Below are 24139 nucleotides of genomic sequence, written 5' to 3'. Positions count from 1 at the left end.
GCAGTTGGCGGTAGTCACACGGAAACCCGGGCGGCCTTCGCGCCGCGTCGTCGGTATGCGTGCACGAAAGTGGGAATATCGGATTCCCAGTCGTTTATGATAATGGAGATAATCAGGCCTTCAATATCCGCTACGATGCCAAGATAGATCGCCGCCGATACCGCGATACCGGATGACCCCAGCGCGAGCAGCGAGAAGATGCCAAGGAACAGCGCAATTCCCCATATCTTGGAAGACCACATGTGATAACTCGCTTCGCGCCCGAATTTGCGAAGATCGAAGATGTACCGTGCGACTTCCAAGCCTGCGAGAGCCACCAGCGCTGCCATGTGCTGCGAGACTACAGATGGATAGAGATGCCACACCGCGAACGCAGTGCATAGATAGAAGATTGTGTCGGTGATGCTGTCCAGGCGGCGTAGAATCGGTGTCGCAACGTTCATGCGCCGCGCAAGAATGCCGTCGAAAACGTCGGAGACAAACGCGGCGATGAGGCATGCACCGAACGCTGATCGGCTCGGGTGAAAGATTGCCAGAAGTACGACGACAGGAGCAAGCAGCGCGCGAAGCGCCGTGAGGGCGAGGGGAGTGCCTGAATAGCGGGGCATATGAGAAAGGAAGTTGTAATCGTCTGACACAGTGTTGGTCCATGTCTGATGCCGCCGTCCATCCAGACGAATAGTCAGCCGTATCGCACGCCTACGAAGTGACAAGCGTTGCCAACTGAGTCGAGCATTCAGCGACGCCCCCAGTCAGATTGAGCGCCGAGTAAAGTACCAACGCCTCTTGCAAGAGCGGACGAGCCGCATCGACGTCGCCAATTTCGATCATGAGGAGCGCAAACGGCCTGATCGCATTGGCGAGATCAAGGACTTTCGTATCCATGTCCTGACGGTAGATGTTGATCGCCTCGGCAAGCAGCTCAATGCCGCCTTCCATCATCCGGATGACACGCTTCATCAACGACTACCGCACTCGCCAATATCAGCACCTGATCTTCCTCTGGTGCGATCTCGATTCCGTAAGTATCAGCCCAGCTGAACCACTTCTTCGAGACGGTTGCAACGGGTAGCGTGCCTCGCCGGAAGACATACTCGTGGTCGGTAAAGTTTCCTTCCGCTTCCAGATCGTCCGGCCCGGGGACGTCCACGGTAAACCGGTGATGGACCAGCGAGAAGAGATGCTTCTGCACAACCGCCGCTATCTGACCGTCTCGGATGATCTCGTAGGTCTTTCCCCAGGCGAACACGCGTTGTTTGATGAATGCAAGCTCGTTGCGCTCGAGATCCTGGAACGAGAGCTGACTGCCGAAGCTGAACATCTTGCCGTCGACGAAATAGAGGTCGCGGCCGGACTCGTCCTTGATGAAGAAATCGTCGCCGAGCGAAAACAGCTTCTGCTTCAGGATATAGCGCATGGTCCGTGGGTAAAAGATGTGTGCATTAAAGGATGCGCTCGCTCACGTCTCAACTTCCTGCGCGAGTTGATCGGCAGCTGCTCGCGCATGGCGGCGCTTTCGGAAGATCAGCACCGTCACCGCGGGAACCACGTCGAGTACCGTCGACCACACGCGCGCGATGACGACGACTATCAGTACGTCCGCAGCGTTCATGCCGGCGTTGTGCAGAATCGCCTCCATCACTCCTTCTCTCGCACCCAGTCCGGCTGGGGACACGACTGCGATCAAGCCGGCGAGAAACGATCCGCTCCACGCAGCGATGTACGAGCTGATCGAAGCTACGGGTGACGGCAGCAGCGCGCCGCCGAGTGCGTAGAATGCCGCGCCCCACATGACCCAGTTGCCGACCGAGGTCCAGATCAACATCCACATCGTGCCAACGGTCACTGAAGTGACATCGGGCCAGTGCCGAGTGATCAACTGTCGCAGGCGATCGGACGATTTGATGATCACCGGACACAGGAGCAGGATCGTCACCCCGATCAACGGCAGCGCCAGCCACGGAGTGGGCAGACCAACGAGGGCGCCGCCGGCCGCGAACAACACGATCGCGCCGACGCCGACGCCTATGACTCCCTGGAAGAGAGAGCTTGCAGTGATGGCGGCGGCTGGGAGGTCGTGCTCTGCTGCCATCACGCCGATGATGCCCATCTGCCACGCCTTTCCGCCCGGCAGATAGCGCCCGAGGTTGCTTACGAGAAAGAAGCGAATCAGTTGCCACAACGGAACGCGAATACCTGCATCGTTCAGGAGGCGTCGCCATCCGATCACATAGAATGCATGGCCCATCGCTCCCAATACGACCGACAGTGCAACCCACGTCCAGCGTACATGAGCGCTGCGCCAGGCGTCGACAGCGGCCGGTCCATCCCGCCGGATCGACTGGACGAGCACAACCAGAATCAGGACTGTGAGAATCGCTGCGACGATTCGAAGGATGCCACGGATTTGAGCTCTAGCCATCATCATGGTTGAATTTCGTACACGTACGGATCTCCGCGAAAGTCCCGCATGTCCCGATCGAGCTTGCTGGTAAGGCTTGTCGGGCTCGGAACCATCGCAGAAGTCGGTCCAGACGCTTCACGTCAATATCGCCTATTTGTGCGGAGTTGACGGCGGGGCGAGGAGGTGTGGATGCCTGGTGACCTCGCCGGCTGACTGTCCGCCTTTATTCATCGAGCCGCGTGTTCTTTCGCGTAACGGTCACGTGCTGCTTGCGGAATGCAGTAGTATATCCCTGGTCGCCTGGCGCGGGGAAATTCGCGCGGGAATTAGGCATGTGTGTTCTCTGGTTCAGTAACGAGGCCGATCCAACATGGGACTCAAACGTTTGGCGAATTTCAACGACCCTGCGTCGCTCGCCAGTCGCATGCGCCGTAAAAGGTTCGCGTTGTTCCGCGGGTTGATAGAGAAACTCCCACGAGGGTCGTCGGTGCTTGACGTCGGCGGAACTCCACAATTCTGGGAAGGCGAGACGCTTGTGACGACTGGTGCGATTAGCGTCACGATTGTCAACCTGGAGTCCTACGTTTCTGCAAACCAGGCAATCAAGCAACTGGCCTGCGACGCCCGAGACATGCACATGTTTGCCGACAATGCATTCGACGCGGTTTTTTCGAACTCCGTCATCGAGCACGTCGGATCACTCGGCGATCAGGAGAGGATGGCTGAAGAGGTCCAGCGGGTGGCTCCGCGATATTTCGTTCAGACGCCCAACCGCTACTTCCCCCTGGAGCCGCACTTCCTCCTACCTCTGTTTCAGTTCTACCCGCGGCGCCTGCAGGTGGAACTGTTGCGCCGACACGATCTGGGATGGATGCATCGGCAACCGGACTACCGGGATGCGCTCCGCGAGGTGTCGCAGATTCGACTTCTCAATAGCAGTGAGATGAAATCACTATTTCCCGGTGCATTGTTGTATCGCGAGCGACTTGGTGGACTCACAAAGTCATTGGTGGTATACCGGGGCTGGTAGTGACAGTTCAGGAGACACGAGCGCGAACTATCAGAAACTCGGGTTGCTCGAGCAGCCGGCGGTACGCGTCCGGATCGATGAGTCGAAAGGCCTCTGTCGGTGTCGGCTCGACAAGCCGCTCGATCACGAACCCAACGTCGGTGAGCGCCGACGCTATCTCGGTAAGCGGTCGCCGATAGAACTTTACCTTGCCGACCCACTTCCAGTCGTCTTCCACCAGTTGCGTTTCGTAGTATGGACTGCTCGGAAAGCGCGCCGCGTCTGCGCCCGGATGATGCGTGGACAGAAGTAACCAGCCGCCAGGCTTGAGGACCCGCCGGATCTCTCGCAACGTCGGCCGCCAGTCCTCGAGGTAATGAAGGACGAGTGGTGATACTACGCCGTCCACGCTCGCGTCCGTCAGAAACGCCAGCGGTTCAGCGAGATTCGCTACGCGTACACGCAGCGGTGCCGACTCACCGGTAAGAAAGGACGAGAGACGACGACGGGCGTGCTCGACGAGCGTGGCGCTGGCATCGATCGCCGTAACATTCGCGCCACGTTCCAACAATTGCGCCGCGTACCATCCGCCACCGCAGCCAGCGTCGAGAATGTGACAGTCCGCGACCGGCGGCAGCAGAGCGAGCATTGCAGGCCGTTCGTACAACGCATTGTACGGAGCTTCGTCTACCGCCGCCGCATATCGCGCCGCAAAATCGGGATCGACGTACGAGTCAGTGATCGTGAGCAGTGCTTGGCCGTTCGTTGAAGTGTGTGGAATGCGAGATTCAGACAGATCTCTCGCGAGTACGGTATGGCCGGCGCGTATTACGCCTTGGCATCCGTCGCTCGCGCTATGCGTGCCGTTACCGATAGCTGACCGACATGCCGCATCGAGTGTTCCGCACCATGCACAAGGCACCCGATCACCGTCGAAGGGAGCTTTGCACGTCCGACCGCGCGAAAGTCGCCCAGCGTGGCGACATCTATCGTGCGAAGCTCGGCGACCGCCGAGTCGACGCGTGCTGACAGCGCGTCGAGCACCGCCGCGACGTCGGAGGCAGGTAGATGATCGCCTTCGGACCGAATCGCCGAGAACTGTTCCGGTGACAGGCCGTCACCTCGTGCGTAGGTGAAGAGGCGATCGATGACACCGGTGATGTGGCGCACGTGAAACGCAGACGACGCAACGTTGGCCGGACGCGCGTTCCACTCGGCTTCAGTCAGATTCGCGGTCAGCTCGCCGACACTTTCCCGGACCTGGAGAAGGATGTGCGCCACCGGCTGCAGGAGAGAAGGAACACCCTCGACCGGACCGCGCTGCCACCACTCTGTATTCGCCATTATCTGCTCGTATTTGATGTTTGCGTCGCCAGGACATGCTATCGACGCGTCAGTCGACTGCCTATGAAAGCTCGAACATCTCCGTTCCCTGACTGACGTCGGGGGGAGGTCATTGTATCTACAATGTACCTTCGCTGAAAACGGCAGTGCAAGAACGTGACGCATGTCACACCTTTACTGCTGCACGCTGACGCGATGGCGCCGACAGGTCCCAGGGGAAACAAAACCGCGGATCGCAGTGCTGACGTCAGCATGGCGATCCGCGGTGTTATCAAGTGCTACCCGACGTTGCGATAGTCGGTCACACGTGCATCATCTTCACATTGCGTGCTACTCGGTCGCCTTGGCGAGAGCCGTGATTGCTGCCGCCATCGACTTGACTCGCGCCTGATCGTGCGCGCCATTCACGTCCTTGTTCACCTGTGCGGCCAGCGTCTGAAGTGAGGCGCGCCGCTGCGAGCCGTTCTGCTTCTCCGCGGCGTCGAGCGCTTTCGCGATTGCTGTCGTACGCTCCGTGGCAAGGCCGTTGCCGCGAACGAGCTGGTCCAGATACGAGCGGACAACGGGGAACGCCGCGGGCCACACGATGTGCGGCTGGCTCTGCGGATTGTACTGCTCCAGGTGCACGAGCTTCGCCGCTGCGATCTCATTTGCGGAGAGCTGATCGCTTGGCGTGAGCTCGTAGATATCGAATCCGCGATCGAGCTCCGACGAATAGATCAATCCGTTCCACCAGTAAGCGCCCCACGATCCACCAATCGTACCGCGCGTGCCACGATCACCCTCGGGCGCCGTGGGTGCGGCGTCGATCGGTCCGCGGTCGAAGTATGCCAGCTCCTTCGGATGGTCGGGGTCTGTGAAGTCGATGACGTTCACTCCGCCCTGATACCACCCCTGCGCCATGATGTCGCGGCCGGGCACCGGGATGAGTCCACCGTTGTGCGAAACGCAGTTTTCCTGCGCCGACTGCGCCGTCGGGATCTTGAAGTACGCGTGTTGAGTGAGCTTCCGCTTCGAGTCGATCGTCAGGGTGGTGTTTCCGCCCATCTCCATCATCGACGTTGCCTGGCACATCGGACCCGTGCCACCGCCCCACTCATCGGTGAACACGACTTGCTTGCCGTCGTTGCTGAACACGGCTGTGTGCCAGAGCGAGAAGTTCGTATCGGAGACTGCGTCGAGACGTATCGGCTTCAGTGGATTCGAGATATCGACCAGCAGGCCGTAGCTCGCGCACGCTCCGGCGAGGAGATTCATTTCGGGATACGCAGTTACGTCATGGCAGTTGCGCGGGCCGGTCGGTAGCGCCGGCTCTGCGCCGGGACGGGCGCGGACGGGACGTCCAGCTGCCCGAGGTGCAACGCCGAGGCCTGTGAAGATGCGGGCTCCAGTCACCACTTCGGACTGTTCGGGGTGCGCGAGCGGAACTCGAATCACATCGAGCCGGAAGAGGGAGTTGTTCACGTCTGCCGGATCGGTTCCGTTGTTGCAGCCCGCAAGCTCGGTGGCTGGGCGCGCCTCCTGATTGCCGGAGACGTAGATGTATATGACGCCCTTGTCCCTGGGATCGGGAACGATCGTGTGAGTGTGCGATCCCTTGCACGTCTGCACGTTCTTGATGAGTCGCGGCGCCGCTGGATTGGATACGTCGTAGATGCGGACGCCAGCCATGTGGTCCTTTGGATCCTGCACGCCGCCCTTTGCGCAGTCGTTGCGATTTCCGCGACCTTCTGCAGAGATGAAGAGCAGGTTCCCGTACACTGACGGGTCAGCCTGCGCGGTGATGCACGACACCACAGCGACGGTCTTCGGCGCGACAGGGTCGCTCACGTCCCATACCGTGAACCCGGCAAAGTTACCCTGGTAGACGTACTTGTTACTGAAGGCGAGATCCGAGTTGATGAACGTCAGACCACGTGCCGTGTCGAACGCGGCCGGCTTGGGCGAGAATGAAACGAGGCGCATGTTCTCGGCGGCCGTCCCTGCGTCGAAGCGGCCCGGCTTGAGGCCGGAGCGTGGATCATTGGTGCTGGGATACGTCTGCGCGGCCAGGATCGCAGGCACGAGAACAAGGGGCGCGATCAACGCGAACATCCGGCGGGCGAGGTGCATCAGGAAGGACTCCGGGTGGTGTGTTAAAGTGGTCAGTTCTCGGGCAACTTCGAAAGCATCTGCCGCATCGCGTTGATCTCGGCGGTCTGAACCGCGACAACATCGTTCGCGAACACGTTCACGTCCACGTCCTGACCGGCTCCAGGGGTGGCAAAGAGATCATCCACCATCTTCAGCGCTCCCTCGTGGTGCTGGGTCATGTACGTGAGGTATGCACGGTCGAAAGCGGTACCGGTGGCGGCGTCGAGTTCCTTGAGCTGGGCCGCCGTCAGCATGCCCGGCATGGTCACCGTGCGCCATGCCCCCGAATCGGGTGCAAACTGTTTGTTTCGAATCAGCCAGTCCTGCATGATCCGGATCTCGGCGACCTGGGATTGATCGATCTTGTCTGCGAGCTTGAGCACGCGGGGATCGGCCTTGTGCGCTGCGGCCAGGCGCGACATGTAGATGGCCTGCCCGTGATGGGCGATCATCCCTTGCATGAACTCGACGTCAGGCACCGTGTAGAGCACGCCCTTGGGGATCGTGATGTGACCATGGTCGCCCATGTTCATTCCCGCCATCGAGCCTTGCGCATGTGCGGTGGCCGGCTGGTGGACAAGTATCAGCCCAAGTGCAACGAGGGCGGTAGCGGAGAGGCGAGAGAGATTCACAGGTCTGCTGCTGCCGCCGTGGCGGGGAAGGGTGAAAGAAGACGTAAAGATAGCCCCATGCCTTGGCGACCGCGACCGACCGTCCCGATCACCGACAGATCCAATAGGCATACGCACTTCGCCGACGGTGCGTTCGCCGATCGCTACCTTCGTGACGTTGCAGGAATGCGCCGGGACCCCGGAAAGCTATTCCGTCGTCTTGCCGTCGAATTTTTCCTTGTCGGCCTCTGCGTCTGCGCGCGTATGGTGGATAACACCGTCCCGGTGATTGGGGGGCGCGTAGATCGTGTACAGCTTGAGCGGGGAACTGCCGGTGTTGATGATATTGTGATTCGTGCCGGCCGGAACGATTACCGCAAAACCGGCCTGGATCGCCGTCCGCGCGCCGTCGAGAATCGCCGCACCGGTCCCTTCTTCCACGCGAAAGAACTGATCCAGCTTGTGCACTTCTGCCCCGATCTCTTCGCCGGGTTTCAACGCCATGACGACGAGCTGGCAATTCTTCGCCGTGTACAGCACCTGGCGGAAGTCCTGGTTCTTCACCGCAATGCTCTCGATGTCCTCTATGAAGCCTTTCACGATGTTTCTCCTCGACGTTGAACGACAGTCTTCGACCTACACTTCCCGTGCATCATTGACGCCGAACGTCCGAGTCAAGCCGTGGGGGCTGGGAACTATCCGGTCCGGGTGACGGGCAGGAACTCTCAAGGCAATAAATACTTAGGTATTGACAGAAGTATTCAACGGGTGTAGATCTCTCGTTCAGATCGGATAACTCGAGCATCTGGATGGTGTCGCAAATGGTTCAATCCGCAGTCGCTGACGAAGTTTTTCATGCCCTGGCAAACCCGACTCGGCGGAGAGTCCTGGAGCGACTGTCTGTCGGTCCGGCCACCGTGAGTGAACTCGCGGCACCGTTCGACATGCAACTCCCGTCGTTCGTGCAGCACCTATCGGTGCTGGAACGGAGCCGACTGGTAAAGTCGAAAAAGCGAGGGCGCGTGCGGACTTACGAGATCGCACCCGAACGGTTCAAAGTCGCTGAGCACTGGCTGACCGAGCGGCGTCAGATGTGGGAAGCCCGATTGGATCGGTTCGACAACTACGTCAAACAACTCAAGCAGAAGGAGTCAGACTCATGAGCAAGCAAGTCACGATCGATCCGAAACTCGATTTCGCTATCGAACGCTTCATCGACGCGCCGACGCGGCTCGTCTGGGAAGCGTTGACGAAACCGGAGCATCTGAAGGAGTGGTACATGCCGAAGGTCTGGGGCCGTGTGTCGCGCGCCCAATTGGACCTGCGGCCGGGCGGCATCATCAGCATCGACATCGCGGTGACGGACGGCCCGGAGGTTCCCAACGTCGGGTGTGTCCTGGAAGTCGTTCCGATGGAACGCCTTGTCTGGACCTCAATGTTGTTCCCTGACTATCGTCCGGCTGTATTTGACGACATTCCGATCACCGCCATCATGACGATGGAACCCGTGGGCACCGGCACGCGCTACGTGTTCACTGCGCTGCACCGGGATGAAGCAGACCTCGAGAAGAACAAGACGTCAGGCTTTTACGAGGGCACCGAGATCGCGCTCGATCAGTTCGTCGAGCACGTGATGGGGATGAAGTAGTTCCGGGCGACTCCCGGCTCTCACACTCGCTAATTCAGGTCCCGTGAAAACATCAACTTGAGCGTGACCTTGTCCGAGGCGGGGGTGAGGCCAAAGCCGATGCCGCCTTCGATGTTCATCGTGGAGTAGTGATCGAACGCCGCCCAGATCTGCTGGACTTGCTGCCCATGGGGAAGCAGCTCGTGGAGCGTGCCGAACCCGGAGTAGTGCTCTGCAGCCACGGCCCACTGCGAGTTGACGTGGTACGCAACGCGCGCCGCGGGGTTGAATTCGAGCGCTGGGACTCCGCCAGCCCAGGAATTGTCGAGAATCGGGTTGAAAATGAAGTCCCACGGACGGACATGCCAGCCGATAATGGGACGGATCTCGGAGCTGTAGCGGTGCGAATCCCATCTGGCGGAGTTGTAGCTGAACTCGAAGTTGGCGCCGTAGAAGAAGGGGCGATCGTCGGCGTTGGGTGAAACAAAGAGCACACGCAGTTTGCCGCCGTTCACAGTGGGACCGTACTTGTCAGTGACGCTGTAGAGCGGCATGTAGACGCCGAGCTCGAGCCAGGGCCTGGCACCGTAAGCCCACTCGAAGCCGCCGTCGAACGAATGGTTGGAGACGATGGCGCCGGGAAAGGCCGGAGCTTTGGCGCCATCGGGGGTGAAGTTGGTGTGCAGCGTGAGACTGAACTTGCCAGGCGCGGCGATGCCGGCGTCGTAGACCTGGATCTCGTCAACTGGTCCCTGCGCGGCGGCGGGGCGGCCCATCAAGGCGAGGGCGGCAGCCGCCGCCACGAGCGGAAATACGGGACGCGACGTCCACGAGAAACACGTTTTTGAGTTCGGCATGGTGCTTGGCTAGCTGGTTGAGGGCGCTGCGCGTTTGCGGATCATACAGCCTACACGGTCCATTGTGAACCGCAACCGTCCGTCACCGGCTGGCGCCGGACGGTTGCGCGCGTCGCCGCTCGAGGTATCTGCGTGCACCGTTGTCCGTCGTGAGCGAGAGCGCACGCTCGAACGCCACCGCCGCCGCTTCCGCACGTCCCGCCTCGGCGAGCAGGTGCGCGCGCGTCGCCCACGCGGGCTGTAAGCGTTGCACGGCGTCATCGGTGATCGTGTCGAGCGCCTCGAGCCCTGCCTGCGAGCCCTCGACCCGCCCGACCGCCGCCGCGTGGGCGACGCGCGCGCCGAGCGTCGGCGCGATCACCACGAGCGCGGTGTGGAGTGTCAGCAGCGCATGCCAGTCGGTCACGCCGGAGGTCGCGCGCGCACAGTGGACGGACTGGATTGCCGCCTCGATCTGAAAGCGACCCATGCCACCGAGAGAGCGGGCGCGATGCAGCAGACGCTCGCCGAGCGCGATGAGCTCCGCGTCCCACAGCGACGAATCCTGCTCGTCGAGCGGAATGAACTCGCCAACCGTTCCGCGCGCGGGTTCCCGCGCGAGAGAAAGCGAGATGAGCGCGGCAAGGCCCAGCGCCTCGGGCTCCTCCGGAAGCAACTCGGCCAGAGTGGTGGCGAGATAGTGCGACTCGGCGGCGAGGGAATCGCGCAGCTCGGTACCGGCGACGAGAGGGAAGTCGATGGCGTAGGTGCCGTACACCGCCTCGAGTACCGGCGCGAGGCGCTCCGGCATGTGGCCGCGCTCGGGTACGACGAACGGGATGCGCGCGTCGCGGATGCGGCGCTTGGCACGCACGAGTCGTTGCGCCATCGCCGCCGCCGGTATCGCGAACGCGCGCGCGATCTGATCGGCGTCGAAGCCGAGCACCGCCTGGAGCATGAGCGGCGTGCGCACAGCCGGATCGATCGCCGGGTGTGCACAGACGAAGAGCAGTGCGAGTCGCCGGTCGGGGATCGCGTCAGGGTCGAGCTCCTCCACGACCGGCAGCGCACCGCCGCGCGCGACGTCGTCCAGCGAATCGGACAGCCGGTGTGCCGCCGAGCGGCGAAGGTCGTGCCGACGATTGCGCGCCACGGTGAGGAGCCAGGCTTCGGGGTTGCGCGGGACGCCCGTCTCAGGCCACGAGGACAGCGCCTGCGCGAAGGCCTCGGCGAGGCAGTCCTCGGCCGACTCGATGTCGCCGTCCTTCGCAGCGAGGACGGCGAGCAGGCGACCGTACGCGGCGCGGGCCAGTTCCTCGGCGCGCGCCGCGGCATCATGGGTCATGCGGGAAGCGATCCCGGCCGGGTGAGAGCAGTCACGATGACAGAAGGGACGGCTTCATCGCGCGCTCGTCCACGCGCCGTCGACGAAGCGGACTCCCGATGGGCGGATCTCGACCGTGCCCCACTGCGCCGCCGGGCACTTTTCGGCCCACGCAAGCGCGGCGTCGAGGTCGGGGACGTCGAGCATGAAGATGCCGGCAAACGCTTCCTTCGTATCAGCGAATGGACCGTCCTGCACCTGGAGCTTGCCCTGTTTCATCGACACGCTGGTGGCGGTGGCGATGGTCTGGAGCACCTCGGCGGAGAGCAGCACGCCGGCGTCGTCGAGCGCCTTGGCGTAGGCCTGGAAGGCGGCCATGCCTTCCTTGATTTGGTCCGCGGTAAGGGTGGAGACGGCGGGCTGCGGGTAGTGGATGAGAAGAGCGTAACGCATGGTCGGATTTCCTGAGTCGGGTGGATTGTGATGCTGCACATCCGAATGACGGAACTGCGGACGCGCAATCGACATCGTCACCGCTTTACATACTCCCCTCTCCGAAATCTCAGCGCCGACCAGTCCTCGTCTATCGCAACCATCCGGACACTCTCGAATCCTGCGTCACTGAGCACCGTCCACCCGGAATCCCGATTGAACTCGCACTTGTACCGCTTCGACGTTCCCTTGGGATACGCAATCCACAGGATTGCATCGCCTTCCGCCTTCGCACTCAACGCCTTGGATGCGCGATCCAGTTCCGTCTGCGTAATCGCAAACGCAATGGCAAATCCAATCTTCTTCACCTTGCCCGGATCGCGCACAACGCCCACGGAGCCAAGCGTCGCCAGCTCGGGCTCGAACGACGCCGGTGCATTCACGACGACGATTTCACTCTGATCCTTCAAGTTCATCTTCTTGAACAATGCCGACGTCATCATGACCCCACTGAGTGTGAAACGCGGGATTTGCAAAAGGGGCTCACGAACGTTCCGTGAGCCCCTTTTATAATACTGCGGTACGTCGATCGCGAGACTACACGATCGGCTTGTACCGGTATCCCGCAACACCAGCTGCCTGCGCCGTCGCCTTGAACGGTGCCGAAGCCTTCGGTGCAACCGGACCAACCGTCACCGACTGCGTCCCTACAACGGTACCGCTCCTGTCCAGGAACTCTACCGTCATCGTGTACGACTTGGCAGCCGCGCCACGATTCTCGATCGTTCCGCTGAGCGTCGCCGACTTGGCGGCGCTGTCCACGGCGAACTGCTGGATCTCGACGTTCGGCGTCATCTTCTCGGACTTGGTGTTGTACTTCACCAGCGAATCCGTGTACGCCTTTGTCAGCTTGGGATCCTTCGTCTCCTTGAGCATTCCCGAATATCCGTACGCGTAAAGCAACCAGTTCGACGCGCTGTTTGGATCCAGCGCAACCAGCTTGTCGACGACAGGCGCGACTTTCTCCGGCTGCTTGGCGCCGACATAACTCGCCGCGAGATTCTTGAGCGCATCACGCTGATATGGATTGCGCTCGACCACGGTTGCGAACAGCTTGATCGCGTCGTCGGGCTTTTCGGCCTGCGTTGCGATTACACCAGCGTTGAGCAGCGCCTGATCGCCGAACCTGGCCGGATTCGCTGCAACCGGCGCGTAGATCTTCGCATACTCGGTGGTGTCCTTTATCGCGAGCGCGATCTGGGACGCAAGTGCCTGCGCATGTCCCACGCGTGCGTCCATCGTGCCGACGGGGATGTATGCTTCCCACGCTTCGATAGCCTGCTTGCCGATCGTCGCCTTGTCGGCGCCCGTGGCTCCGTCGTATTGCGTGGACAGTGTATTCGCGAGATCATACATCGCGTTCTGTTTCGCGTCGTTGTAGATCGTATCCGCGCTCGCGGCCTCGATCGCCTTGCGCATCATTGCGGTTGCGGTCGCGTAATCCTTCTTGCTGGACGCGACTGATGCGAGCACGGTGTACGCGTACGGCGCCTTTCGGTCGATCGTCAGTGCACGCTTGGCGTAAACTTCAGCCGAGTCGTAGTGCTCCGCGTTGACGGCCGCAATTGCGGCGTTGACAGACTCGAGCCACGGCTTCTGTTCGCGCCACTGCTCGATCTCCGATTTGCAGCCGGGCTGTGCCTTCTCTACAGTGGTGAAAGCGGAATCGGCGGCTGAGAGCAGGTCGATGTTCGCAGTCGGCTGCGTCGCTATTCCGTAAGTCGAGCGCGGTCCGGACGCCGGCACCCCCGCCTGCTGCAACATGAGGATGTATGCCTGACCCAGATAGTACGCCCGTCCGACAGAGTCGGCGGCGTCCTTTGCGTCCTTGGTCGGTGTCGTCAGCGCCGTGATCGCGAGCTTGAGAGGCTTGGTGGCGTCCTGCTTCGCATTGACGCTCGCGGCAGCCTGTTGAAGAAACAAGGTCGCCTTGGCGACTGCCTGACTCGCGCCCGGGTCACATGCCGGCGCGGCTGGCGCTGGCGTTCCCTGGGCGCCGGCCAGGCCGGCATAGGCGGCCGCGCACAGGAGCGCCGGAATGGCGCTGCGCAACGAGATCGTCATTTACTGCTACTCCTGGTTTCGGATGAATCTTGAAAGTTAGCGGGCCAATACCGTAAAAGTCACCTGATTCGCCCCGCGAGAATCACAATTTTGATGCGAAATCCGGCTCATTCGGAGCCGGCCCCCCATCGGCAAGCACGATCTGCGCCGCACTCACCCTCGGCATACGGGCGGCTCCTCGCAAATGATGGATCGAATAACTTCGTCACATGTCCCACAAACGCGCCATCACCCATCTCCGAAAGGCTGATCCCAAGCTCGCCGCTGTCATCGATGCCATCGGTCCCTGCACCTTTGCGCCCGCCGAACACATGGCGCACTTCACGGCCATCACGCGCTCGATCGTTTTCCAGCAACTCTCGGGCAAGGCCGCATCCACCATCTACAACCGTTTCGCGGCATTGTTCGACGACGAGACCCCCGTCCCACACAAGTTGATCGACCTGTCCGACGAGCAAATGCGCGCTGTCGGGCTCTCGCGTCAGAAGATCGGCTACCTGCGCGATCTCGCAACCCGCGTACACACCGGTGACGTGCCGATCGACAAGCTGGATGAATTGTCCGATGACGACATCATCACGGCTCTCACATCGATCAAAGGCATAGGGCGCTGGACGGCGCAGATGTTCCTCATGTTCCGTCTCGGACGCCCGGATGTGCTCCCGGATCTCGATCTCGGAATCCAGAAGGGAATTCAGCGCGCCTACCAAATGCGCAAGCTTCCAACTCCAAAGCGCGTGCTCGAGGTCGGTGCGAAATGGGCACCGCATCGCACGATTGCGTCGTGGTATCTATGGCGCAGTCTGGACGCGACCGCGGAGAACCGCCAGGGGACGTAGGGCGCGGATATATCCGCGCCCGGGGAGCATCCGCGCCCTACTCGGCAGCCGACGGTCGCAATATCGAGCTCACTTCATGCTTCGCCGAGAGCGCGAGCTCCAGTCCATGCTTGAGCTCACGCGCCGCTTCGATCGACGTAGCGATCTGGCGCGACGCATCGCCGCCAGCGTGCATCTTGAGAAGATCGAGTCGTATCGATTCCAGTGCGGCCACCGTGTGCGCCAGATCAGCTCGTGCAATTCCGCGCGCAGCGTCGAGCTCATCCACGGTCTGCTTGCGCTGCGCTGATATACTCGTGTCCTCGCTCAATGGATCGGCACCGCGAAGCCGCGAGATTGCGGTGTCGTTGATCGCCTCGTTGTACAACCGATCCAGTTCCTGAATCCTGACTCTGCACTTGGCAGCGTGAGCTTCGAGCCCGCTCACGACGCTGGGCAATTCCGGAAACTGATCGCGAACGGTCTGCGGCAATGCAGTAAAGAGATTGCCCGCCGCGCTGCCGAGCGCGACTTCGGTGGGCTGCGACACGAACGCGGCTGCCGGCCTGGTGTTTTTCGGGCGAAGCCACTTTGCGATCGCAATGCCGACGCGACTGTTCCACAACCGCTCGCGCAACGTCCCGGAATTGAAGTTCTTGAATCGGCGGCCGAGCAATGGTACGCCGAGCGCCATGCTCATCGGAATCAGAATGAGCGGCAGTAGAACGGCTGCCGCGAAACCCGCACGCATCGCGATGGTATGGTTCTGATAGAATGCCTTGAGGAACGCGTTCGAGACACTCTGCGCGCCGATGACGAGTCCGACGTCGGCCACCACGACCGCAGTCGTGATCGCCCGCAGAAACTTGAGCGCCGGCGTCTGCCCCTCGTGCAGCTCGATGCTCATCTCCTCCCGTCGGCGATCGTTGACCTCGGCCAGCGCGAACTGCATGTCTTCCACACCATGTCCCGCACTCAACACGCGTCGTGTTTGACGCGCGCGGAAGATCAGGTGCGGAATGAGTGGCAATGCAGCCATCCCGATCAGCGGAAGCCAACCGGAATGACCGCGAACAATCGTCACCACCGCCCCGAAACCAAATGCGAAGGACCACGCGCTGTACGGCACACGCATCGGATCGCGATTGTCCACCCAGAGTCGCAGCGCGGGCGGCAGCCGGCGTGTCGGGATCGTGCTCTCGCTCAACGCCTCGGCCATCGCTTCACCGTTGGCAAATCGCTCGGCGGGATCCTTGCGCAGAACTCTGTCGATCACTGCGGCAAGCTGCGCCGGAACCCCGGTCTCTCGCGCCATCGATGGTGCGGGTTCCGATACCTGCTTGGCGATGACAACTGCGGCAGTCCTGCCATCGAATGGAAGCCGACCTGTAGTGGCAAGAAATCCTATGATGCCCAGTGAATACAGATCCGCGCGTCCGTCAATTGCGCCCGACGACGCCTGCTCCGGCGACATGTACTGCGCGGTCCCGACGACCTCGTGTGCCCCCGTAATGGCCGTCGCTGCATCTTCAACAGCGGCGATCCCGAAGTCCGTGACGAACACTCGCTCGCTGTCACGCTCTATAAGGATGTTGTCGGGCTTGACGTCACGATGCACGACGCCCTGGGCATGCGCATACGCGAGCGCCCACGCGGCATCACGGAGAATGCGAGTCACTTCGCGAGGGGGCAGAACGCCGCGCGAACGAAGTCGCTCGCCGAGTGATTCGCCGTCGACATATGCCATCGAGAAGAACGCGACGCCGTTCTGCTCGCCAACGCGGAAGATTGGCACGATGTTGGGATGCGAAAGCCGCGCGGATGCGCGTGCCTCACGCATGAACCGCTCGCGCATGTCGGCGCGAAGCGCGAGCGCTGCCGGAAGCACCTTTATCGCGACGAATCGATCCAGCTCGACCTCGCGCGCGAGATACACCACGCCCATTCCACCGCGGCCCAGTTCGCGATGAAGCGAGTACTGTCCCGCTAGCGCTCGCTGGACATCCTCGAATTCCTGCTCGCGAGTGTACGTTGGATCGGGCATCGGGTTTCGCTCCTCATACGAAATATGCACCGCCGAATGTTCCCGGCCAGTGCATATCAGACACCTGTTGTGCGCGTATGGTGCACTCGGCGCTAACTCGATCGCTTCACGATCTCCGCATCGCCCGAGACTGCTTCAGCCGGATCGGCGTCGCCCGGCAGAACCGTGAACGGAAGCAGGATCGATATTCGTCGGTTTGCCGGATCCATTGGATTGCTCGGCACCCGCAGATCCCTGTCAGCCATGCCACGCACTTCCACGATTCGGGACGGATCGACCCCCGCCGCCTGTACCAGCCGTCGCGCGGCGTTTGCCCGGTCCGAAGACAGCTCCCAGTTGGTGTATGACGCGGAGCTGCCGAACTGTTGGGAGTCGGTATGACCTTCGATGATGATCGGCGTTTGCAATCGACTCAGCTCGGCGCCGATAAGGCGCAGTGCCGCGACGGTGATCGGCAACGGCTCCGCCGATCCGTTGCGAAAGAACGTCTGGCCGCTGCCGCTTTCGATCAGCTCGATGCGAAGACCGCTCTTTGTCTGCACGGCCTCGATGTGTGCGCCGAGCGCGCGAAGATCCGGCGAGCCGTTGAGTCTCGTGCGAAGATCCTTGGCCAGATCGCCGAACTTCTTCTCTTCCGCTGTCCGAATCAGGATTCTGAGTGGCGGCTTGACCTCGCCAGCAGGCGAGTTTCCACTGGAGATGATGTTCGTTCCAGCGGAGAAGCCCTTCTTGAAACCGACTGGATTTGAAAAGTAACCTTCGATTGCGTCCTTCATCTTCTGGTCCATGCTTAACAGCCACATGACCATGAAGAACGCCATCATGGCAGTTACGAAGTCCGCATACGCGACCTTCCAGCTTCCGCCATGATGAGCCGCATGTGTTTTCTTCCTCTTGACGATGCGGATGATCTGTTTTTCCTTGCCCGGCATTGCCACGATCTACTCAGGCAGCGCGGCGGCGAGTCAAGTTCTCCAGCTCGGAGAAACTTGGACGATCGCCTGGCTCTATGTTGCGGCGCGCGAATTCGACAGCTGTCATCGGCGAATCGCCACGCGCAAACGCGAGCAGGGCAGTGCGGATCGACATCATGTATGCCTCCTCCGCGCGTATCCTCGTCTCGACTGCAGACGCGATCGGACCGACCACTCCGTACGACAGCAGAATTCCAAGGAACGTTCCGACCAGTGCGGCGGCCACCTTCTCGCCGATCTCCGACGCAGCGCCGCCAATCGATCCCATCGTGATCACGACGCCAAGCACGGCGGCCACGATTCCGAAACCAGGCATCGCGTCACCGACTCTGTTCAACGCGCCGGGCACGAGCATCGCTTCCTCGTGCTGGCGCTCGAGATCGAGATCCAGAATCTCCGCGAGATGATGGTCTTCCACTGCGCCCGTCAGAAGCACCTTCAGCGTGTCCGTGAGGAACGCGACCGCATGATGATTCTTCGCGACCGATGGATACTTGTTGAAGATGTCGGACTTCTCCGGATCTTCGATATGAGCTTCAAGGCCGATAAGGCCTTCCTTGCGCGCCTTCTGGAATACGTCGTACAACAGCTGCAGCAGCTCACCATACGCCTTTTCCGTGTACGGGCTCGTCTTGAGAAGCCCGAACACCGACCCGAATACGCGCTTGATGAGCGCCGGCGGGTTGCCGACGACCATTGATCCGAATGCGGCGCCGCCAATGACGACGAATTCAGATATCTGGATCAGGGCAGCTACCTTGCCGTGCTCCATTATGAATCCGCCGAGGATGCTGCCGAATACGACCACCAAACCAATGATTACGAACACGCGTATCTTTCCTGACTTCCGTCAGCCAGCGTGTAACTGGCCCAAGTTCTTCGCATAGGTGTCAGTATCGGCGAACAGATGGCAAAACTGGACATGGATACCCGCGCCGGGCGCCCCGAAGGTTGGGCCGTGGTGCTGGACAAACTGCTACTCGGCGTCACCCACAACATCAGCAATCGCGTAGCTACGCTTGCCGGAGTTTCAGACATTCTGTCTGGGGATCCGACAATTCCGCCGATATTGCGGGCCCTGGCCGACGAAGTCCCGAGGCTGGAGGAGGGAATTCGGCTATTGCGACTGCTTGCCGTGCCGGACGATGAGGGTGAGGAGGCGCTCGAAGCCACGCGGGCAACGGACGACGCGATTTCGCTGGCCAGCCTTCATCCGGCCTGCCGGAACGTTCGTTTCGAGGTCGAGGGGAGACGGGAGGTGCCACCGGTCATAGCGCGACCGACGGCTCTCACCCATGAAATAGTGGCCGCACTAGTGGCGGCGGCGTCCAGGTTGGCCGGCCCGGACGGCAGTGCGGGAGGGACGGGCGCACCAGCTCGAATTCAGATCGTGTTTTCGTGCGATGTGGATGATCTGCTGATTCACGCCGGATCATCGGTGGTGCGAGCGCGCTTGCTCAGCGCGGGGCGGAACTGAACCGGAATTAACGCGGCGATTCTTTCTTTTTGAGCGGAATGGTCGTGGCCCACTCCTTCGCTTCAGAAACGACGTTGGCGCGCTTGTTCTCATCCGCGATCTGATTGACTATCTCACCGCGCAGAATCGTTACGTCGCTGGGCGCTTCGATGCCCAGACGCACGCCGCTCCGGTCGCACTGGAGCACGACGATCTTGATGCCGCCGTCGATGATTAGCGTGTCTCCGGGCCGCCGCCCCAGAATCAGCATGGGATACGCGGAAGATAACCCGGTTGCCGAACTAAGCTAGCGAACGAGCTAGCGAATCATGTCGAGCAGAGTCTGCGACATGCTGGCCGCGGTCGTGATGACCTTGGCTGCCGCGGCGTACGCCTGCTGACTTTTCGTGAGCGAGATGAGCTCTTCGTCGGTGGATACTCCGCTCACGCTCTGACGCTGCGTTTCAGCCTGCTGCGTGAGTGTCTGATATACCGTTGCCGACGATGTGGCATCGCTGGTCGCGACGCCGACGCGCGTGACGAGATCGCGATAGAACTCACTGATCGATGTGGTCTCGGTCGTCGATCCGTACTTCGTCATCGTCGTCATGTTGCTTCCGAGCGCGGCCAGGGCGTTCGCGACGTTGTTGTTGCCGGTGGCGCCCTGTGTATCGCCGGCCGCAATGTACGACGCATTCGAAGCAACCTGCGATGACAGGCTGATGCTTGCAGCGGTCGTCTTGGTGGGATCGAAGAAGTTGATGTTCGATCCGGTCGGCGGAGCGGAGGCGTTCCAGTTGGAACCACCCGCGGCATCGCCGGCGGCGGTCCATCCGGTAGTGTGGACCGTGTTGACACTCGTGACGATGCCGGCAGCGAGAGTGTCGAGCTGACTCTTCGCGTTCGGAATGTCGGTGTTCAGCCCGTCGAGATCGGCACCCAGCGCACCGCCAGGCGACTGAGTGGAGAACGCACGTCCGTTGAGCTGAAGGCTGACCTTGCCGCTGGACTGCTGCAGGCCGAACGTCGAAGACGATGAGCCATCGACAACTGTTGCTCCCGCAACGTAGATCGTGTCAGAGCCGTTCGGTTGATCGATCACGCGCACCGGCACGATCTTGCTGAGCGCGTCGATTGCGTTGTCGCGCATGTCACGCAGATCGTTCGCCGTTGTCTTGCCGTCTGCTTCGGCTGCGACGATCTGCTTGTTGATGTTCGCGATCTGCGCCGTGTACTGGTTGATGTCGCTTACTTTCTGCGTGGCGTCCGCCAACGTGTTGGATGACAGCTGATCCAGGTTGGTCGAGAACTGATTGAGCATCGACGCGACCTGCGATCCACGCTCCTGAACGACGCTCTTGGCCGCCGAGCTGGTCGGGTTGTTGGCCAGATCGCCCCATGAGGCGTAGAACTGATCCAGCGTGCTGGACAGTCCGGTGGTGGACGGCTCGCCGAAGACCTGTCCGATCGAGGTGAGGATGTCGCCGCGCGTGGAGTAACCCGCCGCCTGCGATGACTGCGCGCGGTAATTGGTGTCCAGCATCGTATCGCGGACGCGCGAGATATCCTGGACGACCACGCCGGTGCCGATCGCGCCGGTCGGTGTGTAGAGCGGGGTGTTGGGCTGAAGATTTACCACCTGGCGGCTGTAGCCAGCGACACCGGCGTTCGCGATGTTGTGCGCCGCGGTATCGATGGCCGTCTGCTGTGCCTGGATGGCAAGCGTTGCCGTATTGAAGATGGAATTGATTGACATGATCGGCCCTTATGCGGTGCGCGAGAAGGCGATGGCGTCGCTGCGCGTGTAAGCGGACGGCGTTGCTGAGCCGTAGCCCTGTTGGGTTGCGTCTGTAGGTGCGCCGACGACCGCTCTGACGAACGAATCGCTATTCGATATCGCTTCGCGCAGGATGCGTCGGTTGATGCCTATCTCGCGCGAGAGGCGCCCTGCGGCGATCTGCAGCTCCTCGCGGGCCTGACGAAGACGCGGCGTCATCCACTTGCCCAGCGCATCTTCAAGGTGTTTTACCCCAGTCTCTTCCTTGCAGCCGACCATCGCGTTGATCGAGCGGCGCCGCTTGCGTGCCTCGCCAAGCGTGAGAAGGAGACGGTGTGTCGCGAATACGGAATCGTCGACCGCCTGCAGGTCGTCCGTGGCAACAGCGGAGCGCTGGCGCAGAACGACGTCCGTGAGATCGTCGATGAGCTTGCGCTCGGATAGCAGCGCATCGCACAGCGCCTCCAGCGCGGCGGGTGACACCGGCGCGGTGCTCGTCCGAAAGTTGCCTTCCTGGACCGGGTGTTCCTGATACGTCTGCATCATTACGATAGTCTCTCGATCGACTGCGTGATCAACACGATGTGCGCTGCGCTGTACTCTGCGATGTGCTTCACTTGTCCACGCTGGTCGCCGTCACGAGGCTGCTGTCGGGTGGAAGCGATGGATTCTGTGCGTGTATCTTCTCCCGGAGTTGCCGGTAGATCGACTCGCTCAGGCCATGTTTCCAGTGTTGTGGAGTATCGGCAGCAATGTGTTCGTCCAGCATTCCTGTAAACATTTCTTCACCAGTTCCACCGTCGAACAGCCCACCGCTTGGTACGGTGGAGCGCATTGACTTGTACATCTCCTGGACGAAGACGCCCTCCAGCTGGCTCGATACCTTATGAAGCTTGGCATCCTGAGCAGCTGCGATGGGATCGACGGATCCACTGTTACGAACCGGCGCCGGCCCGCCGATTGGCGTCATCTGATGGTGACCTCGGCCGCGAGCGCGCCGACTTCGCGCAGCGATTCGAAGATCGCCGCGATTTCGGATGGCGATGTCTGGACCGCCTGCAATGCCGACGCTACCGCCTGAACCGACGCTCCCGTCGCGACTCGTACAGCCTGGTTTCCATTACCGCCCGCCCCGTCCGGCCCCGGTGGTCCGGCCGCTGGCGCCGATGGACCAGGCGTTGCTGCCGCGGGCCCGCCAATCGTCAGCGTGACTCCGCCATGACTCACCACAGCCTCACCTACAGTTATGTCGCCACCCGCTACCACGGTACCGTCGCGTCCATCGATGACGAGTCTGTTGGATCGGTCCGGAGTGACCTTGAGATCCTGAATCTTGACGATGGTGGTCGCGCGGTCGCCCGTTGCTGGAAGCGTGAGCGCTACGGAGCCAGGGTCTTCCACCTTTGCAGTGTTCGCGCCGATCGCCTGATTGATTGCGGCAGCGATCTTGGTTGCAGTTCCAATGTCAGGATCCTTCAATAGAAGTCGCGACGAGTTGGCGAAGCTCGCGGTCGTCACCGATCCTTCGAGTAGTCCGCCGCTCGGGATGCGGCCCGACGTTTCTACCGTATTGAAGTCGCGCGAGTTGATGTTGCCGTCGCTTATGACTATGGAGCCCTGCGCAGTTCCAACTGCCTGAGCGCCCGCATCGGTGACGAGTGGTGTCATCCACAGCGTACCTCCGCGTAGCGAGCGAGCATCGCCCAACGACGAAATGGTGATGTCGAACTTTCCGCCGGGCCGGAGGTACGGTGATACTTCGGCCGTGACCAGCACCGCTGCCGCGTTGCGTGTCCGCAGCGCCTGGGCGGGAATCTCGATATCGAAGCGACGCAGCAGGTTCGCGACTGACTGCACAGTCTGGCCGCCCTGTTGTCCGCCGATGCCGCGATCGCCGGTTCCATCCAAGCCAACGACGATGCCGTAGCCGAGCAGGCGAACGGGCATCGATCCATCGGCCATCGTTATGTCGCGAATGCGTGCTGATTGTGCGCCTGCCTGAAACGCGAGTACGGCGAAGCAGCCGAGCGCAACGGTGATCGTTTCGATTATACGCTTCATGGCCAGAACGCTCCCAGCAACCTGCCGATTATTCCGCTCTTCGCCTTGCCAAGCGGGCCTTCGGCCTGGTAATCGAGATCGGCGTCAGCCATGCGGAATGATTGTACGCTGTTGTCGGGAGCCACGTCCTGCACGCGCACCCAGCCGGTGAGAGTCAGGTTGACCTTGCTCTCCTCGACCTTGATGATCTTGTTCCCCTTGAGCTGCATCACTCCGTTGGGCGCGATCGCTACCACGCGTGCGCTCATCTCCGTTGTGAGCCGATTCGTTCTTGCATCCAATCCGCTGTTCTGGGATTGATTGTTGTTGTTCGAGTTGATACCGTAGGTCTTGTTGCTGGACGGCGTGTTGATGCCGAGTCCGAGGCCACGTTGACGGTTCTCCGTCGCATTCACTTCCTTGTCCAGCGAAGTGAGCGTGTACTCGTCCACCAGCACGGTCACGATGTCGCCCAGATGGAAATCCCTGCGATCCGAGAGCCACGACTGTCTGCCTGCTACGGCTGTCGACGTGAGCGGAGGCGTACTCTGCGCTGATTGCCCTGCCGCCTGGCCACCGGCAGGAGCCTGCGTTCCGGCTCGCGCAGCTGTGCTCGGTGCCTGCGCGCCCGCGACGGACGCGCCTGCGATTGCCGCAGATGCGATCGCTGCACATGCGATCGCTGCACATGCGATCGCGCGGGTGATTCTGTTCCTCGTTGCATCACCCATTACATCACCCTCACGGTGTTCGGTCCCGCGATTATGCCGCGCAGGCGCCGTCTGTTGTCGAGTCGTACATACACTTCGTCGCCCTTGCTGCCGCGGCCGACCGCTGTTCCATGCATTCTTATTGCAACACCAGGTACGGAGTAGATCACCTCGACCGCGTCGCCGGCATTGACGAGATCGGGCTTGGCGACGCCAGGTTCCTGAAGAATCTCACCAGCGCGAATCACTCGGCGCGCGACCCATCCGGGCGCGACGTCCGTTGCCGCTGTCGGCGTGCTTCCATCGGTCAACGTAGTGTCGGTCCACTTGATGTCCGTGGATGACAGAATCGTTCCGCGCATGAGATCGCGCGCGGCTACGGGGATCCTGTTCGTGCCGCGACTGACCGATTGCGCGCGTGCGCTGTGCACGACGCACATGAGTCCGGCCAGAAATGCGGCATTGTGTCTCTTCAT

General features: G+C 61.2%; 29 protein-coding genes. 5 read left to right on the top strand and 24 right to left on the bottom strand.

The window, feature by feature from the left end; all coding sequences use genetic code 11:
* Positions 1-14: 14 nt before the first annotated feature.
* From V4529_07620 to V4529_07605, 4 genes are all read right to left on the bottom strand, one after another.
* Positions 15-608 (bottom strand): CDP-alcohol phosphatidyltransferase family protein, encoded by a 594-nt coding sequence (locus V4529_07620; protein ID MES2358200.1) that lies wholly within the window; start codon positions 606-608, stop codon positions 15-17.
* 91 nt (positions 609-699) lie between these two features.
* Positions 700-960 carry a hypothetical protein gene (locus V4529_07615; GenBank protein ID MES2358199.1) on the bottom strand — a complete coding sequence of 87 codons (261 nt, stop codon included), beginning with the start codon at positions 958-960 and terminating at the stop codon, positions 700-702.
* Entirely contained in the window at positions 923-1417 is a 495-nt protein-coding gene (locus tag V4529_07610) for an LURP-one-related family protein (protein MES2358198.1), read from the bottom strand. Before V4529_07610 ends, V4529_07615 begins: the two co-directional genes overlap by 38 nt.
* A 42-nt stretch (positions 1418-1459) precedes the next feature.
* On the bottom strand, positions 1460-2422 hold the full coding sequence (locus tag V4529_07605) for a lysylphosphatidylglycerol synthase domain-containing protein (GenBank protein ID MES2358197.1): 963 nt from the start codon (positions 2420-2422) through the stop codon (positions 1460-1462).
* Positions 2423-2774: 352 nt separating this feature from the next.
* On the opposite strand from V4529_07605, the gene V4529_07600 reads away from it, so the two are divergent.
* Complete coding sequence (locus V4529_07600) at positions 2775-3434, top strand: class I SAM-dependent methyltransferase (GenBank protein MES2358196.1); 660 nt, start codon at positions 2775-2777, stop codon at positions 3432-3434.
* A 7-nt stretch (positions 3435-3441) separates the two neighbouring features.
* Here V4529_07600 and V4529_07595 read toward each other — a convergent pair whose 3' ends face one another.
* The 5 genes from V4529_07595 to V4529_07575 all read right to left on the bottom strand — a co-directional run bounded on the left by V4529_07595 (position 3442) and on the right by V4529_07575 (position 8101).
* Positions 3442-4062: a class I SAM-dependent methyltransferase gene (locus V4529_07595; GenBank protein MES2358195.1), complete on the bottom strand. Its 621-nt coding sequence runs from the start codon at positions 4060-4062 to the stop codon at positions 3442-3444.
* 179 nt (positions 4063-4241) lie between these two features.
* Positions 4242-4757 carry a DinB family protein gene (locus V4529_07590; GenBank protein MES2358194.1) on the bottom strand — a complete coding sequence of 172 codons (516 nt, stop codon included), beginning with the start codon at positions 4755-4757 and terminating at the stop codon, positions 4242-4244.
* Positions 4758-5087: 330 nt separating this feature from the next.
* The gene (locus V4529_07585; GenBank protein MES2358193.1) at positions 5088-6869 is read right to left on the bottom strand and encodes a hypothetical protein; all 1782 of its coding nucleotides are present in this window, start codon (positions 6867-6869) and stop codon (positions 5088-5090) included.
* Positions 6870-6901: 32 nt separating this feature from the next.
* The gene (locus tag V4529_07580) at positions 6902-7432 is read right to left on the bottom strand and encodes a DUF305 domain-containing protein (GenBank protein MES2358192.1); all 531 of its coding nucleotides are present in this window, start codon (positions 7430-7432) and stop codon (positions 6902-6904) included.
* A gap of 276 nt (positions 7433-7708) precedes the next feature.
* Entirely contained in the window at positions 7709-8101 is a 393-nt protein-coding gene (locus tag V4529_07575) for a cupin domain-containing protein (GenBank protein MES2358191.1), read from the bottom strand.
* A 221-nt stretch (positions 8102-8322) separates the two neighbouring features.
* On the opposite strand from V4529_07575, the gene V4529_07570 reads away from it, so the two are divergent.
* Positions 8323-8664, top strand: coding sequence for a metalloregulator ArsR/SmtB family transcription factor (locus V4529_07570; GenBank protein MES2358190.1), 342 nt, complete (start codon positions 8323-8325; stop codon positions 8662-8664).
* On the top strand, positions 8661-9149 hold the full coding sequence (locus V4529_07565; GenBank protein ID MES2358189.1) for an SRPBCC family protein: 489 nt from the start codon (positions 8661-8663) through the stop codon (positions 9147-9149). Before V4529_07570 ends, V4529_07565 begins: the two co-directional genes overlap by 4 nt.
* A gap of 29 nt (positions 9150-9178) precedes the next feature.
* Here the strand turns inward: V4529_07565 and V4529_07560 are convergent, their stop codons facing one another.
* The 5 genes from V4529_07560 to V4529_07540 form a co-directional block, all read right to left on the bottom strand.
* Entirely contained in the window at positions 9179-9985 is an 807-nt protein-coding gene (locus tag V4529_07560) for a hypothetical protein (protein MES2358188.1), read from the bottom strand.
* Positions 9986-10067: 82 nt separating this feature from the next.
* Positions 10068-11309: a DUF6596 domain-containing protein gene (locus V4529_07555; protein ID MES2358187.1), complete on the bottom strand. Its 1242-nt coding sequence runs from the start codon at positions 11307-11309 to the stop codon at positions 10068-10070.
* Positions 11310-11363: 54 nt separating this feature from the next.
* Positions 11364-11741, bottom strand: coding sequence for a YciI family protein (locus V4529_07550; protein ID MES2358186.1), 378 nt, complete (start codon positions 11739-11741; stop codon positions 11364-11366).
* A gap of 77 nt (positions 11742-11818) precedes the next feature.
* Complete coding sequence (locus tag V4529_07545; GenBank protein ID MES2358185.1) at positions 11819-12220, bottom strand: hypothetical protein; 402 nt, start codon at positions 12218-12220, stop codon at positions 11819-11821.
* 97 nt (positions 12221-12317) lie between these two features.
* Positions 12318-13844, bottom strand: a complete 1527-nt coding sequence (locus V4529_07540) for an FxLYD domain-containing protein (protein ID MES2358184.1) — start codon at positions 13842-13844, stop codon at positions 12318-12320.
* A gap of 209 nt (positions 13845-14053) precedes the next feature.
* On the opposite strand from V4529_07540, the gene V4529_07535 reads away from it, so the two are divergent.
* Positions 14054-14683 (top strand): DNA-3-methyladenine glycosylase, encoded by a 630-nt coding sequence (locus V4529_07535; protein MES2358183.1) that lies wholly within the window; start codon positions 14054-14056, stop codon positions 14681-14683.
* A gap of 37 nt (positions 14684-14720) precedes the next feature.
* Here V4529_07535 and V4529_07530 read toward each other — a convergent pair whose 3' ends face one another.
* The 3 genes from V4529_07530 to motA all read right to left on the bottom strand — a co-directional run bounded on the left by V4529_07530 (position 14721) and on the right by motA (position 18509).
* Entirely contained in the window at positions 14721-16706 is a 1986-nt protein-coding gene (locus V4529_07530) for a serine/threonine-protein kinase (GenBank protein ID MES2358182.1), read from the bottom strand.
* Positions 16707-16798: 92 nt separating this feature from the next.
* Complete coding sequence (locus V4529_07525; GenBank protein MES2358181.1) at positions 16799-17638, bottom strand: flagellar motor protein MotB; 840 nt, start codon at positions 17636-17638, stop codon at positions 16799-16801.
* 13 nt (positions 17639-17651) lie between these two features.
* A complete protein-coding gene (gene motA / locus V4529_07520) occupies positions 17652-18509 on the bottom strand; it encodes a flagellar motor stator protein MotA (protein ID MES2358180.1) in 858 nt (285 codons plus the stop codon).
* A gap of 78 nt (positions 18510-18587) precedes the next feature.
* On the opposite strand from motA, the gene V4529_07515 reads away from it, so the two are divergent.
* Positions 18588-19157, top strand: a complete 570-nt coding sequence (locus tag V4529_07515; protein ID MES2358179.1) for a hypothetical protein — start codon at positions 18588-18590, stop codon at positions 19155-19157.
* A 7-nt stretch (positions 19158-19164) separates the two neighbouring features.
* Here V4529_07515 and V4529_07510 read toward each other — a convergent pair whose 3' ends face one another.
* The 7 genes from V4529_07510 to flgA all read right to left on the bottom strand — a co-directional run bounded on the left by V4529_07510 (position 19165) and on the right by flgA (position 24139).
* Entirely contained in the window at positions 19165-19407 is a 243-nt protein-coding gene (locus V4529_07510) for a carbon storage regulator (GenBank protein MES2358178.1), read from the bottom strand.
* 48 nt (positions 19408-19455) lie between these two features.
* The gene (flgK, locus tag V4529_07505) at positions 19456-20892 is read right to left on the bottom strand and encodes a flagellar hook-associated protein FlgK (protein MES2358177.1); all 1437 of its coding nucleotides are present in this window, start codon (positions 20890-20892) and stop codon (positions 19456-19458) included.
* A 9-nt stretch (positions 20893-20901) separates the two neighbouring features.
* On the bottom strand, positions 20902-21459 hold the full coding sequence (gene flgN, locus V4529_07500; GenBank protein ID MES2358176.1) for a flagellar export chaperone FlgN: 558 nt from the start codon (positions 21457-21459) through the stop codon (positions 20902-20904).
* A 67-nt stretch (positions 21460-21526) separates the two neighbouring features.
* Positions 21527-21883 (bottom strand): rod-binding protein, encoded by a 357-nt coding sequence (locus V4529_07495; GenBank protein ID MES2358175.1) that lies wholly within the window; start codon positions 21881-21883, stop codon positions 21527-21529.
* Positions 21880-22974 (bottom strand): flagellar basal body P-ring protein FlgI, encoded by a 1095-nt coding sequence (locus V4529_07490; protein ID MES2358174.1) that lies wholly within the window; start codon positions 22972-22974, stop codon positions 21880-21882. Before V4529_07490 ends, V4529_07495 begins: the two co-directional genes overlap by 4 nt.
* Positions 22971-23684: a flagellar basal body L-ring protein FlgH gene (locus V4529_07485; protein MES2358173.1), complete on the bottom strand. Its 714-nt coding sequence runs from the start codon at positions 23682-23684 to the stop codon at positions 22971-22973. The genes V4529_07490 and V4529_07485 overlap by 4 nt, the downstream gene beginning before the upstream one ends.
* A complete protein-coding gene (gene flgA, locus V4529_07480) occupies positions 23684-24139 on the bottom strand; it encodes a flagellar basal body P-ring formation chaperone FlgA (protein ID MES2358172.1) in 456 nt (151 codons plus the stop codon). Before flgA ends, V4529_07485 begins: the two co-directional genes overlap by 1 nt.

The organism is Gemmatimonadota bacterium, assembly GCA_040388625.1.
Taxonomy (GTDB): domain Bacteria; phylum Gemmatimonadota; class Gemmatimonadetes; order Gemmatimonadales; family Gemmatimonadaceae; genus Fen-1247.
The sequence above is the reverse complement of the archived record's forward strand: the minus strand, read 5'-3'. Positions and strand labels throughout refer to the sequence as shown.

Bases quoted from the DNA above. Each gene is read 5' to 3' on its own strand.
- flgA (MES2358172.1), bottom strand. From the start codon at position 24,139: ATGAAGAGACACAATGCCGCATTTCTGGCCGGACTCATGTGCGTCGTG.
- V4529_07535 (MES2358183.1), top strand. From the start codon at position 14,054: ATGTCCCACAAACGCGCCATCACCCATCTCCGAAAGGCTGATCCCAAG.
- V4529_07495 (MES2358175.1), bottom strand. From the start codon at position 21,883: ATGACGCCAATCGGCGGGCCGGCGCCGGTTCGTAACAGTGGATCCGTC.
- V4529_07595 (MES2358195.1), bottom strand. From the start codon at position 4,062: ATGCTCGCTCTGCTGCCGCCGGTCGCGGACTGTCACATTCTCGACGCT.
- V4529_07540 (MES2358184.1), bottom strand. From the start codon at position 13,844: ATGACGATCTCGTTGCGCAGCGCCATTCCGGCGCTCCTGTGCGCGGCC.
- flgK (MES2358177.1), bottom strand. From the start codon at position 20,892: ATGTCAATCAATTCCATCTTCAATACGGCAACGCTTGCCATCCAGGCA.
- V4529_07605 (MES2358197.1), bottom strand. From the start codon at position 2,422: ATGGCTAGAGCTCAAATCCGTGGCATCCTTCGAATCGTCGCAGCGATT.
- V4529_07530 (MES2358182.1), bottom strand. From the start codon at position 16,706: ATGCCCGATCCAACGTACACTCGCGAGCAGGAATTCGAGGATGTCCAG.
- V4529_07490 (MES2358174.1), bottom strand. From the start codon at position 22,974: ATGAAGCGTATAATCGAAACGATCACCGTTGCGCTCGGCTGCTTCGCC.
- V4529_07585 (MES2358193.1), bottom strand. From the start codon at position 6,869: ATGCACCTCGCCCGCCGGATGTTCGCGTTGATCGCGCCCCTTGTTCTC.
- V4529_07570 (MES2358190.1), top strand. From the start codon at position 8,323: ATGGTTCAATCCGCAGTCGCTGACGAAGTTTTTCATGCCCTGGCAAAC.
- V4529_07590 (MES2358194.1), bottom strand. From the start codon at position 4,757: ATGGCGAATACAGAGTGGTGGCAGCGCGGTCCGGTCGAGGGTGTTCCT.
- V4529_07580 (MES2358192.1), bottom strand. From the start codon at position 7,432: ATGGCGGGAATGAACATGGGCGACCATGGTCACATCACGATCCCCAAG.
- flgN (MES2358176.1), bottom strand. From the start codon at position 21,459: ATGATGCAGACGTATCAGGAACACCCGGTCCAGGAAGGCAACTTTCGG.
- V4529_07525 (MES2358181.1), bottom strand. From the start codon at position 17,638: ATGCCGGGCAAGGAAAAACAGATCATCCGCATCGTCAAGAGGAAGAAA.
- V4529_07485 (MES2358173.1), bottom strand. From the start codon at position 23,684: ATGGGTGATGCAACGAGGAACAGAATCACCCGCGCGATCGCATGTGCA.
- V4529_07510 (MES2358178.1), bottom strand. From the start codon at position 19,407: ATGCTGATTCTGGGGCGGCGGCCCGGAGACACGCTAATCATCGACGGC.
- V4529_07555 (MES2358187.1), bottom strand. From the start codon at position 11,309: ATGACCCATGATGCCGCGGCGCGCGCCGAGGAACTGGCCCGCGCCGCG.
- V4529_07620 (MES2358200.1), bottom strand. From the start codon at position 608: ATGCCCCGCTATTCAGGCACTCCCCTCGCCCTCACGGCGCTTCGCGCG.
- V4529_07610 (MES2358198.1), bottom strand. From the start codon at position 1,417: ATGCGCTATATCCTGAAGCAGAAGCTGTTTTCGCTCGGCGACGATTTC.
- V4529_07560 (MES2358188.1), bottom strand. From the start codon at position 9,985: ATGCCGAACTCAAAAACGTGTTTCTCGTGGACGTCGCGTCCCGTATTT.
- V4529_07565 (MES2358189.1), top strand. From the start codon at position 8,661: ATGAGCAAGCAAGTCACGATCGATCCGAAACTCGATTTCGCTATCGAA.
- V4529_07515 (MES2358179.1), top strand. From the start codon at position 18,588: ATGGCAAAACTGGACATGGATACCCGCGCCGGGCGCCCCGAAGGTTGG.
- V4529_07545 (MES2358185.1), bottom strand. From the start codon at position 12,220: ATGACGTCGGCATTGTTCAAGAAGATGAACTTGAAGGATCAGAGTGAA.
- V4529_07615 (MES2358199.1), bottom strand. From the start codon at position 960: ATGAAGCGTGTCATCCGGATGATGGAAGGCGGCATTGAGCTGCTTGCC.
- V4529_07600 (MES2358196.1), top strand. From the start codon at position 2,775: ATGGGACTCAAACGTTTGGCGAATTTCAACGACCCTGCGTCGCTCGCC.
- V4529_07550 (MES2358186.1), bottom strand. From the start codon at position 11,741: ATGCGTTACGCTCTTCTCATCCACTACCCGCAGCCCGCCGTCTCCACC.